Source organism: Xenorhabdus bharatensis (assembly GCF_037996705.1).
Taxonomy (GTDB): Bacteria; Pseudomonadota; Gammaproteobacteria; order Enterobacterales; family Enterobacteriaceae; genus Xenorhabdus; species Xenorhabdus bharatensis.
On the sequence record NZ_JBBMXG010000004.1, the window covers coordinates 80,030 to 94,154 of the forward strand.

The following is a 14,125-nucleotide window of genomic DNA, read 5'->3' on the forward strand; positions in this document are numbered from 1 at the left end:
GGTTACAAGGTGAAGCGCTTGCCGGACAACGTGATTTCTGGAGCCATCAGCTTAAAGGTGCACCGGCTTTACTGACACTCCCCACCGATCGCCCGCGTCCTGCCAGTCCGGGTTATACCGCCGGACAGGTACCGATTCGGTTTGATGCATCCCTGTCAGAAGCACTGAAATTATTCGGACAACGCCACCAAACTACGCTGTTTATGACGCTGCTGGCAGGCTGGAGTATCGTACTATCCCGACTGAGCGGACAGGATGATATCGTTATCGGTACACCGGTCGCTAACCGGCCGGAAAATGAGCTTGAGAGTTTAATTGGATTTTTCGTCAATACACTGGCGTTGCGGATTACATTCAGTGAATCCCCGACAGTTGCAGAGTTACTGACACAAATCCGTGAGCGGTCACTTGCTGCCTATGCCCATCAGGACCTCCCCTTCGAGCAGGTCGTAGAAGCGGTACAACCTGAGCGCAGCCTGAGTTACAGCCCGATATTTCAGGTGATGCTGGCTCTGAACAATACACCGGCAAAAAAACTAACCCTGCCCGGACTACAACTGACACCAGTTGAACAGGTGCGTTACAGCACTCATTTTGATCTGACTTTATCGCTGACGGAAACCCAAGCCGGATTATTGGGCGAACTGGAATATGCCACTGACTTGTTCGATGCTGCCACAGTTGAACGTATGATCGGTTATCTGAAACAGGTGCTGATGGCAATGACAGCAGATGCAACTCAACCCATTGCTAAACTACCGATGCTATCGGCTTCCGAACGACAACAATTGCTGGTCGAATTCAATGCCACACAAACGCTTTCTCTTCCACCCCAAAGCGCCCAGAATGTGCTGATCCACACGCTTTTTGAAGCACAGGTAATACAACACCCCGATGCGATTGCCATTGTCTGGGAAGGTCACACAATGAGCTATGCGGAACTGAACCAGCGCGCCAACCGTCTGGCTCATTATCTGATTGCGCTGGGTGTGCGTCCTGATGATCGGGTAGCGATTTGTGCTGAACGTCATCCGGATATGGTGGTCGGTCTGCTTGCCATTCTCAAAGCGGGTGGGGCTTACGTCCCGCTCGACCCAGCTTATCCGGCGGAACGACTGGCGTATATGCTTAAAGATTCCGCACCGGTGGCAATACTGACTCAATCCACACTGGCTGAAAAATTGGACAGTGCCATTCCCGCGGTATTTATTGATAACACGACAGCATTTACAACAGAACAAACAGCGGATAATCCCGATGCTCAGGTTCTCGGCTTAACATCAGACCATCTGGCCTATGTGATTTATACCTCCGGTTCCACCGGAAAACCCAAAGGCGTCGCCATTACTCACGCTAATACATTGAATTTCCTGAGCTGGGTACAACAGACCTTCAGTGCCGAAGAACTGGCTGATACTCTTTTTGCAACTTCGCTTAATTTTGATTTGTCGGTATACGAATGTTTTGCACCGCTGATTTCTGGTGGAACAGTGCATATTGTGTCTGATGCCCTGTCATTACTGAAAACAAGTTCCACGCCAGAAACGCCCGTCAGTCTCATCAATACCGTGCCATCAGCCATCGCGTATTTAATCGAAGCGAAGGCGATCCCCGACTCAGTCAGAACCATTAACTTGGCAGGTGAGGCGCTGAAACCCCATCTGGTTGAACAGTTGTTTGCCCGGACTTGCGTACAAAACGTCTATAATCTGTATGGCCCTTCTGAAACAACGACCTATTCAACATCAATACGCATGAACCGGACAACGGGTTTTGTCCCTCATATCGGCCGCCCGATTGCCAATACCCACATTTATATCCTCGATACTTATGGTCAACCCGTTCCTCTCGGCGTCATCGGCGAGATCCATATCGCTGGCAAAGGCGTTGCCCGTGGTTATCTGAATCGCCCTGAACTGACTGCCGAACGTTTCCTGAGCGATCCTTTCTCTACCGTTCCGAATGCGCGGATGTATAAAACCGGTGATCTGGGGCGCTGGTTACCGGAGGGTAATATTGAATACCTCGGTCGTAATGACTTTCAGGTGAAAATACGGGGTTTTCGTATCGAACTGGGGGAAATCGAAACACAGTTGATGCAATGTGATGGCGTACGCGAAGCGGTGGTGATTGCCCACGAAGGAGGTTATGCGGAAAAAACAGGTAGCCAGAAGCAATTAGTTGCTTATCTGTTGGCTCAGGATGGCATTGAACTGATTCCTGCACAATTACGCCAACAGCTCACACAGCGCCTTGCTGATTATATGCTGCCCAGTGCCTTTGTCATTCTTGATGCTTTTCCGCTGACACCCAATGGCAAGCTGGATCGTCAGGCGCTTCCCGCTCCGGATCAGGCAGCAGTCATCCGCCGAGGCTATGAAGCCCCCGCAGGCGAAATGGAAATCGCGTTAGCCCGGATCTGGCAGACGTTACTGGGGCTGGAAAAAGTTGGTCGGCATGATCACTTCTTCGAACTCGGCGGGCATTCACTGATGATTGTCAACATGATTGACCGGTTGCACAACATTGGTTTGCGGCTTGATGTACGGAGTGTATTTGCAGCCCCAATCCTGAGCGAACTGGCGCAGGCGATTTTAGTCTATCAGCGCGATACTCAGGCTTTTGTAGTCCCCCCTAACCTCATTACCGCAGACTGCACGGCGATAACTCCGGATATGCTACCGTTGGTGACGCTGTCACAATCAGAGATCGATGCCATTGCCGCAACCATTCCCGGCGGAGTCAGCAATATACAGGATATTTACCCACTGGCACCGCTACAGGAAGGGGTTCTGTTCCATCATTTATTACAGACTCAAGGGGATGATTACCTGCTGCAAAGCCTGCTGGCCTTTAACAACCGTAAACGACTTGATGCCTTTCTGGACGCATTGCAGCACATCATCGATCGTCATGATATTCTGCGTACCTCTGCTTACTGGCAGGATCTGGCTCAACCGGTTCAGGTAGTCTGGCGGCGGGCGCCACTGCATATTCATCACTTCATACCGACAACTGAAAACGACGTGCTATCACAGCTAAGTGCTCACACTGACCCACAGCATAATCGCCTCAATCTGAACCTCGCGCCATTATTCTCGGCTGATATTGCTTATGATACAGCACAGGATGAATGGTTGCTGTCTCTGCGTTTTCACCATCTGGTCAGCGACCATATGACACTGGAGCTGATTTTTACCGAAATCGCTCAGGTATTGCAGGGGCAATCAAAATTACTGCCAGTGGCTTTACCTTACCGAGATTTTATCGCCCGAATTTTAAATGTGCCGGTTTCAGTACATGAGGATTATTTCCGTACCCAGCTTGCCGATTTTACTGAACCCACTGCGCCATTCGGCATCGTCAGAATAGCAAACGATAATCGTGTTATTCATCAGTCTCATCTATCGGTTGATCCGGCTCTGGCAAAGCATATCCGTACTCAGGCCCGCCATCTGGGTGTCAGCCCCAGTGTACTGTTCCACGTCGCATGGGCTCAGGTGCTGGCACATACCAGCGGTCATGACGATGTTGTTTTTGGCTCTGTATTACTGGGCCGTTTACAGGGAATATCCGGGGTTAAGCGCATACTGGGGATGTTTATCAATACGCTACCCGTCCGGATTTCCCTGACTGACCGCAATTTGCAGAAAACAGTAAGTGTTCAGGAAGTCGTTCAGGCCACTTATCGCAATCTGACTCATCTGCTGGAACATGAACAGGCTCCGCTATCACTGGTACAACAATGCAGTGGCGTGGCTCAGCCGATGCCACTGTTCAGCGCCTTACTGAATTACCGACATAGCCAGGGTCTTGAGACAGAAATAAAAAACAGTGAAACAGAAGCAGTCAGTACAATCTGGGAAGGCATACGGGTTCTGGCCGCTGAAGAGCAGACTAACTACCCTGTCACTCTCACCGTGGATGACTTAGGCACAGATTTCCAGTTAAAGGCGCAGACCGTAACCGGAATCGATTCTGACCGTATACTCCAGTATCTGCTCACTGCGGTCAGTGGTCTGGCTGATGCACTGTCTGATAATCCACAGCAGCCTATTTTGCAGGTTCCGGTTATTCCACCTTCGGAGCAACAACAATTATTGCTGGATTTCAATGCGACTCAGACGACGTTCTTACCCACTGGCAGCTCACAAAGTGCGCTTATCCATCAGCTATTTGAAACCGAAGCAATGCATCATCCCGATGACATTGCTGTAGTACACGGTAATCACTCACTCAGTTATGACGAATTAAATCGCCGTGCTAACCGTTTAGCTCATCATTTAATTGCATTGGGTGTTCGCCCGGATGACCGAGTTGCTATTTGTGTCGAACGGGGTCTGGAAATGGTGGTGGGATTACTGGCTATTCTCAAGGCCGGTGGGGCTTATGTGCCGCTCGATCCGGCCTATCCGGCTGAACGACTGGCTTATATGCTCAAAGACTCTGCTCCGGTCGCATTACTGGTTCAACGATCGACCAGTCAGGTTATTCACGCCGATATCCTGCCCGAATCTGAGGCATCTTTGCCGAGAGTCCTGCTCGATATTCAGATACCGTTTATGGAAGAACAGCCAGAGCACAATCCAGAAATATCCGGTATGACGGAGCAGCATCTGGCCTATGTTGTTTACACGTCCGGTTCAACAGGCGTGCCTAAAGGTGTCATGAGCAGTCACCATGCCCTGAGTAACCGGTTGTTGTGGTTTGTACGCGATATAGGGTTTGGGGACGATATAACGACCTTCCCACTTATCACCGCACTGAAAACCAGCATCAGCTTTGTGGATTCGATAACAGAAACACTGGGAACATTACTGGCGGGAGGGCGGCTGGTGGTTTTCGACAACCCTACGGTAAAAGATCCGGCCCGCTTCCGTGCTGGGTTACAACATGCTGAGGTGAATTTACTGGTTGTCGTTCCTTCCCTGTTGAAATTCTTAATGCAGGATAGTCATGAGCATACCCTGAAATCAGTCAGGATACTGATTTGCAGCGGAGAACGGCTTGCACCCGAGCTGGCACAGCAGGTCGTGACAAATTACCCGTGGCTCCGGTTGCTCAATTTCTATGGTTCATCTGAAATTAATGGTGATGCAACTTGGTATGAATATAACGCAGCCCGTGGCGTACCGGATGTCTCCGTCATCGGGCGTCCAATCGCCAATACCCGCTGCTATATTCTGAACCCTGACAGACAACTGGTTCCGTTTGGTACCACTGGCGAAATCTATATTGCCGGTGCCGGATTAGCCCGTGGTTATCTGAATCTTCCTGAACTGACGGCGGAGCGTTTCCTGCCCGATCTTTTTTCGTCCCAGCCGAACGAGCTGATGTATAAAACCGGTGATCTGGGTCGCTGGCTGCCGGACGGCAATATTGAATATCTCGGGCGCAATGATTTTCAGGTTAAGCTGCGCGGTTTCCGCATTGAACTGGAGGAAATCGAAACGCAGTTATTACAGTGTCACGGCGTACAGGAAGCCGTTGTTCTGGTACGTGAAGATGAACCCAATCAGCAACGTCTGGTAGCGTATCTGCGTTCACATGAGGGAACTGAACTGATCCCGGCTGAACTGCGCCAGCAGCTTTCTCTGCATCTTGCTGAGTATATGTTGCCCGGTGCTTTTGTCACGTTAGAGACATTCCCACTGACCCCGAATGGTAAGCTGGATCGCAAAGCCTTTCCTGCCCCGAGCGCGTCCGCAATAGTGACACAGCACTATGTGGCTCCGGTTGGTGAAACAGAAACTGCTCTGGCGCAAATCTGGCAGGAACTGCTGGGACTGGAAAAAGTCGGCCGCTATGACCACTTTTTTGAACTCGGAGGGCATTCGCTGCTGGCTGTTCAGCTTGCTGCCCGCATTCGTCAGATGCTGGGGCGTGAGTTACCCATACAGAAGATATTTGACCAGCCTGTTCTGACGGCGTTAGCACATATCATTACAGAAGCGGCAGCAACGGCTCAGGCTATTATCCCTATCGCTGACCGTGATCAGCCGCTACCGCTCTCTTTTGCTCAACAACGGCTGTGGTTTCTGGGGCAGCTCGATCCGGCTGCCAGCCTCGCTTACCACCTTCCGGCGGCACTGCGTCTTACCGGCTCACTTAATCGTCAGGCACTGACTAGCGCACTCAGTCACCTGATTGCCCGCCATGAAAGTTTACGTACCCGCTTTATCTCCAGCGACGGGCAGCCTTATCAGCATATCGATCCTGCGGATATTGGTTTTTCCCTGCCCTGTCATGACCTGCGCCAGCTTGATCCGGCTTTACATCCCCGTCGGGTCACTGAACTTGTCGATCTCGAAGCCCGGACACCTTTTGATTTTGCGCAGGGTTCTCTGATACGTGGGCAGTTACTGCAACTGGCTGATGACGAGCATATATTGCTACTCACCCTGCATCACATCATTACTGATGGCTGGTCATTGGGTGTGCTGGTGCGTGAACTGGGCGATTTTTATCGGTCTGCTCTTAACGGTGGTGATAACCCCTCACTGCCATTGCCTATTCAGTATGCCGACTATGCTGTCTGGCAGCGCGATAAACAGCAACAAGTGGCCCTGAATGCACAACGCGACTTCTGGTGTCGCCAGCTTGCTGACATTCCGGCTTTATTGACTCTCCCTGCTGATTATCCGCGTCCGGCGGTACAGACCTATACTGGTGGGCAGGTTCCTCTCCATCTTGATGCCCGCTTACTGACATCCCTGAAAGAATTAGGCCAGCGTCACAATACCACGCTGTTTATGACCCTGCTGAGCGCATGGAGCATCGTACTCGCCCGCCTGAGCGGACAGGATGATATTGTGATCGGTACGCCGGTTGCCAACCGCCCGCATAAAGAACTGGAAGGCCTGATTGGTTTCTTTGCCAATACACTGGCATTGCGTGTCAAATTCAATCGCGAACTCAAAGTGAAAGATTTGCTGGCGCAGGTTCGTGAACACTCGCTTGCTGCCTATGCCAATCAGAACCTGCCGTTCGAGCAGGTCGTGGAAGCTTTACAACCGGAGCGCAGCCTCAGCTACAGCCCGATTTTTCAGGTGATGCTGACGCTGAATAATACGCCACCTCAGAAGCTGGTACTGCCCGGTTTACAGCTTTCATCGGTTGAACAGGCTCATCATGGCGCTTATTTTGATTTAACCCTGTCGCTGACAGAAACCGAATCCGGTCTGGCTGGGGCTTTAACTTATGCCGCTGATTTGTTTGATCATACTACCGCTGAACGTATGACAGGCTATTTCACCAATATACTAGCGGCGATGGTAAATGATGAAAACAGAACCATCACTACCCTGCCTATCATATCGGAACCAGAAAAACGGCAGTTACTGGTGGGTTTTAACGCGACACAGGTCAGTTACCCACAAAATGCGTTAATTCATCCACTGGTTGAGATTCAGGCAGAACAATTCCCTGATGCAATCGCAGTGGAATTCGAAGATCAAACCCTGAGTTATGGCGAACTGAATCGCCGGGCCAATCAGCTGGCGCATTATCTGATAGCAGAAGGTGTCCGCCCTGATACACGCGTAGCAATTTATATTGAACGCAGCCCGGAGATGGTAGTGGGATTACTCGCCATTCTTAAGGCTGGCGGCGCTTATGTCCCCCTTGACCCGACTTACCCGGCTGAACGACTGGCCTATATGCTGAAAGATTCAGCTCCGACAGTTTTACTCACCCGAACAGCCTTACTCACCCGTACGGCACTGGTGGATATATTAAACCCGGAGCCATCCTGTACTATCGTGTTACTTGATGAGCCACAGCCTTATCTGGCTGAGCAGCCCGAACATAATCCAGATACACAAACAATGGGGCTGAAGCCGCATCATCTGGCTTATGTGATTTATACATCGGGATCAACCGGATTACCTAAAGGGGTGGAAATGCCGCTGAGAGCGCTGTCAAATTTACTGCAATGGCAGCGTCAGGCTGATTCATGCCTCACCAGAAACGGTAAAACCCTGCAATTTGCGGCACTGGGTTTTGATGTCGCTTTTCAGGAAATCTTCACTACGCTAAGTGAAGGTGGTTGTCTGGTGCTGATTGATGAAACCCTGCGTCGGGAACCTCTGCAACTCCTGCGCCTGATTCAGCAAAAACAGATTAACCGTATTTTTCTTCCTTTTATTGCTCTTCAGCATCTTGCCGAAGCCGACAGCCATAGCGCAGGCAATACTAATGAGAGCGATATCTCCTGTCTGGCCCATATTATTACTGCCGGTGAACAATTACGTATCACGCCGGCTATCCGGCGTTTTCTGCAACGTGCGGGACATTGCCGGTTACATAATCATTATGGCCCGACGGAGAGCCACGTTGTCACGTCCTATACCTTAGGCAAGGAAATTGAACACTGGCCGGTTCTGCCGCCTATCGGACGCCCGATCGCCAATGCTCAGATCTATATTCTTGATGAATATTGCCGTCCTGTGCCTCTGGGTGTCAGCGGTGAGCTTTATATTGCGGGCATCAGCATTGCACGGGGCTATCTGAATCGTCCGGAGCTGACCGCCGAGCGCTTCCTGATTGATCCGTTCTCAACGGAACCCCATGCCCGTATGTATAAAACCGGCGATCTCGCCCGTTGGTTACCCGATGGCAATATTGAGTATCTCAACCGTAATGATTTTCAGGTGAAAATACGGGGTTTTCGTATCGAACTGGGTGAAATTGAGGCTCAGCTGATGTTGTGCCACGGTGTACGGGAAGCTGTCGTTATCGCCCGTGAAGAGGTGGTTAATGAAAATCACCAGAAACGGCTGGTCGCTTATCTGTGCCCACAGGAAGGCGTGAGTCTGAGCCCTGCTGAATTACGCCAGCAGTTGGCCCGGCATCTTGCTGAATATATGCTGCCCACGGCTTTTGTGATATTAGAGGCATTTCCGTTAACGCCTAACGGCAAACTGGATCGCAAAGCACTCCCTGCGCCGGATTCATCGGCTATTGCTACTCGTGATTATGTGGCTCCGGTTGGTGAAACAGAAACTGTTCTGGCGAAAATCTGGCAAGAGTTACTCGGGCTGGAACACGTTGGGCGATATGATCACTTTTTTGAGCTGGGCGGGCATTCGCTGCTAGCCGTTCGACTGGCTGCCCGTGTGCGTCAAATGCTGAAACGCGAGTTACCTCTGCAACAATTATTTGCCCAGCCAGTCCTGATGGATTTAGCACAGGCTATTGCTGAGGCTGATACGACTAACCAAACTCTGATAGCCGTGGCAGATCGCAGCCAAAGGCTGCCTTTATCCTTTGCTCAGCAACGGTTGTGGTTCCTCGCTCAACTCGACCCTGCCGCGAGTCTGGCCTATCATCTTTCTGCGGCGCTGCGCATGACTGGCAGACTGAATCGTCAGGCACTCAGTACCGCACTTGACAAGCTTGTAGCCCGTCATGAGGGATTACGCACTCGGTTTGTGTCAAATGAAGGCCAGCCTTACCAGCATATTGATGCTGCTGATATCGGCTTTGACTTATCCAGCCATGACCTGCGTCTGCTTGATACCACAGAGAAAAACCAGCAAGTTGCCGAAATTGCTGAACGTGAAGCACAAATGCCTTTTGATTTTGCCTGCGGGCCACTTATCCGTGGTCAGTTACTGCAACTGGCAGATGAAGAACACATTCTGCTGATCACCTTGCACCATATTATTACCGATGGCTGGTCGATTGGTGTACTGGTTCGGGAGCTGGGGGCATTTTACCGTGCGGCGCTCAATGAACAAACAGCGCCTTTACCACTTCTGCCCATTCAATATGCCGACTACGCCGTGTGGCAACATCAGTTATTGCAGAACTCAACCCTTACTGAACAGCGTGATTTCTGGTGTAAACAGCTTCAAGACGCGCCAGCGTTACTGACATTGCCAATTGATCGGCCTCGTCCGGCAGTACAAACTTATGTTGGCAGTCAGGTTTCTTTTCAGCTTGATGCCGGTGTGTTTTCTTCATTGAAAGCACTCGGAAAACGCCATAATGCAACGCTGTTTATGACTTTACTGACCGGCTGGAGCATTGTCCTTGCCCGCCTCAGCGGACAGGATGATATTGTTATTGGCACACCTGTTGCCGGTCGTCCGTATCCTGAACTTGAAGGATTAATAGGCTTCTTTGTCAATACGCTGGCGTTGCGGATTCAGTTTGATGGAAAGCTGAATGTCGCGGATCTACTGGCTCAAGTCAGGGAGCGGGCACTTGCTGCCTATGCTCATCAGGAGCTGCCTTTCGAGCAAGTGGTGGAAGCTTTACAGCCTGAACGCAGCCTCAGCTACAGCCCTGTTTTTCAGGTGATGCTGGCGTTAAATAATACGCCGGATCAGGAACTGGTTTTACCTGAGCTGCAATTCACCCCACTTGAACAAATACAGCACACAGCTCATTTTGATTTAACATTATCTCTGGCTGAAACGGCATCCGGTCTGGCGGGTGCACTGTCATACGCCACTGACCTGTTCGATCACTCCACTATTGAACGTATAGTCGGTTATTTCACCAATGTACTGACCGCAATGGCGACGGATGACATGCAAACTGTTGCGATGCTGCCAATGCTGCCGGAATTGGAACAGCACCAACTGTTAGTCGATTTTAATACGACTCAGGCTACTTTCTTACAAACAGACAACCCGCAAGATGCCCTGATCCACAAGCTGTTTGAAGCTCAGGTAGAACAATCCCCAGACGCGATTGCGGTAGTATTTGAAGATCAGGCCATAAGTTACCGTGAACTTAACCGCCGGGCTAATCATCTGGCTCATTATTTGATTGCAGCGGGTGTACACCCTGATGATCGAGTCGCGGTGTGTCTCGAACGCAGCCCCGAAATGGTTGTCAGTTTACTCGGTATTCTTAAAGCGGGCGGAGCTTACGTTCCGCTTGATCCGGCCTATCCGGCTGAGCGACTGGCGTATATGCTCGAAGATGCAGCACCTGTGGTGTTACTGACTCAGACTGAACTAATCGATAAATTACGACTCCATAAATTACCCGATACAGTGCCGGTATTTATGCTTGATATGCAGGAAACTACACTGAACAGCCAGCCAGATCACAACCCTGATGCCAGTGCCACAGGGCTGACTTCATGCCATCTGGCCTATGTCATTTATACATCAGGCTCTACCGGTCAGCCAAAAGGCGTCATGATTGAGCATCGCAGTATCAATCGGCTGGTGATTAATAATGCCTATACTGATATCGGCAGAAACGATTGTGTTGCCCATTGTGCTAATGTGGCCTTTGATGCCTCAACATGGGAAATCTGGTCTGCGTTACTGAATGGTGCAAGGTTGTATGTTGTTGCACAATCGGTACTGCTTGATCCGATGCGCCTCTGTCATTCATTGATCAAAGGGAAAGTCACTGCACTTTGGTTAACCGCGGGTTTGTTCAATGAATATCTGAATACGCTCAAACCGTTGTTCGGGCAATTGCGTTACCTGCTGGTAGGGGGTGATGTTCTCGATCCGATAAAAATACAGCAGGTACAATTAGCCGAATCACCGCCCACACACCTGATTAACGGCTACGGTCCGACAGAAAGCACAACATTTGCTGCAACTTACGAGATCCCATTGTCCATTGATGTTACTCGTTCTATTCCTATTGGTCGCCCCATTGCCAATTCGCGGATTTATATTCTTGACGCGTATGGTCAACCCGTCCCACTTGGCGTTATCGGCGAAATCTATATTGCAGGCACAGGGGTTGCACGAGGGTATTTGAATAATCCTGATCTTACTGCACAGCGTTTTCTGAACGATCCATTCTCCGCCGAACCGGATGCACATATGTATAAAACCGGCGATCTCGGGCGCTGGTTACCGGATGGCAATATCGAATATCTTGGTCGTAATGATTTTCAGGTTAAGCTACGGGGCTTCAGAATTGAACCCGGTGAAATAGAAACCCGGCTGGCAAAATGTGATGGCGTACGTGAAGCGGTAGTGATTATTCGTGATGACACTGTTGATGGACAAACCGGCGGACAAAAACGTCTGGTTGCTTACTTATTACCGCATATGGGCGCGAAGTTAGATCCGGCTGAACTTCGCCGGCAACTTGCCCAACATCTTGCTGAGTACATGCTACCCAGTGCTTTTGTGACTTTGGAGGCTTTCCCATTGACTCCTAATGGTAAACTGGATCGGCGGGCACTGCCTGCTCCTGATTTATCCGCAATGATAGTACATAATTATGCGGCCCCGATGGGCGAAACTGAGATCGCGCTGGCACAGATTTGGCAGGATCTATTGGGACTGGAGCGAGTTGGCCGTTATGACCATTTCTTTAAACTGGGCGGTCACTCATTACTCGCAATACAATTACTAAACCGAATGAAGGAACAGGAAATGGAAGCTCCGCTGACCGCGTTGTTTGCTCACCCCACATTATGTGAGCTGGCTACCGCTGTGGATAAACACCTTGCCATACCAGAATCGCCGTTTGATGCAAACCCAGTACCCTTAAGTCCGTCTGGCTCTTTACCACCACTATTCCTGATACACGAGACTTCCAGCGATCCGCTGGTTTACTCTCCACTGGCAACGCTATTGCCGGCTGAACTTCCCGTTTACGCACTACAGGCGCTTGGCATTCATACTCTGGAACAGCCACCCGCCTCCATTGAAGAACTTGCAGCCTGCCATATTCAGGCTATCCGCCGCATTCAGCCTCAAGGGCCGTATCGGCTGGCTGGCTGGTCTATTGGTGGCCTGATTGCCTATGAAATCGCTCAACAGTTAATCAATGACAATAAAGTTGTGGAATTCCTTGGCATGATCGACACCTATAATCATGTTAATGACGATACTGCTGACAATGCCCGTCATGAAGACCGAGCGAGTGAAGACAAAACCGCTGAGCGAATCGCGTTAATCATTGACTCACTGCGTACTCAGAAGAGTATTGATGATGAACAGGCGCTGGAAGCACTGCACACACTCAGCAGTCTGGAGCAGGTTATTGATTACTGCATTGAGCATCAGTGGCTACCGGCGAATATCACGCGCGAAGATGTCCTTCTGCGTACGTATACCGCTGAACTGATCACCCGGCTGGGGCAAGACTATGTTCCGCCCAAATCATCCCTGTCTATTCATCTCTATGCCGCAGATGAGTCAAACAATCGTGACTGCTGGCGTGGCTGGCACGGTATCGTCGGGCACCATTCCGTGCTCTGCCCCATTGGCGGAACGCACTTCTCTATTATGCAGCCTCCTTTGCTTAATCAGATTGCAGATTCCATCACTGAGCAGATACAGGCCGTTCCGGCTTTCGACCCGCGTGTTATCATTCAGCTGGGGTCTAAATCAGCCTCACCGCTATTCTGTATGCCCGGTGCAGGAGCCAGCCCATCCAGCCTGCTTGAACTGGCATTATCATTCCCGTCGCAACTGCCTATTTATGCTTTACAGGCCCGTGGTTTTACTGCTGAGCACAATTATCCGCATACCAGCGTTGAAGGGGCTGCCCGGGCTTACATCCGGACTATTCGTGAGATTCAGCCTCACGGGCCTTATCATCTCTTAGGCCACTCTTTTGGTGGCTGGATCGCCTTTGAAATTGCCTTACAACTACAGGCCGAAGGCGAACAGGTCGCTGATCTCATTCTTGTTGATACAGACGAACCCAATCAGCAAGGCTCTATCCATAAGCCTGTCAGCCATACTGAGACGATAATGGAGTTGATTGATATCTACGATATGATCTTAGATCAGCCGCTTTCTCTTACCCGACAGGATTTTGAAAATCTGACACAGGATGAGCAGCACCAGCTTTTACACAATGCCTTAATAAAAGCCGGTCTTTTCCCGGCAAAAACATCAATATCACTACTGCAAGGGATCATTCGCGTTATGCAGGCTAACCTGAACACCCGCTATATTCCCCGGGCACGTTATGAAGGGCTGGTTCATCTGATTAGTGCAGAAGACGAAAACCCGGATGAAATAAAAAACCGCGAAACTCAGTGGCGAACACATGTTGCAGAACTGGACGCGATGCCGGTGTCCGGCAATCATATGACCATGTTATCCACCCCATCAACCAAACTCTGGGTGGGTAAACTCTGGCAGAAACTGGCAAATACAATCAGGTAAGTCTAAAGAGG

Annotated in this window: 1 protein-coding gene (only partly in view); it reads left to right on the plus strand. The window is 50.4% G+C overall.

What is annotated here, in order from left to right; all coding sequences use genetic code 11:
- A protein-coding gene (locus AAC855_RS05325; protein ID WP_340608595.1) for a non-ribosomal peptide synthetase crosses the window boundary here: on the plus strand, nucleotides 1–14,114 show its 3' portion. Its footprint begins 685 nt before the window's first position; 14,114 of the gene's 14,799 nt are visible here — the last part of the coding sequence; the start codon falls outside the window, past its left edge; the stop codon is at nucleotides 14,112–14,114.
- Nucleotides 14,115–14,125: the final 11 nt, after the last annotated feature.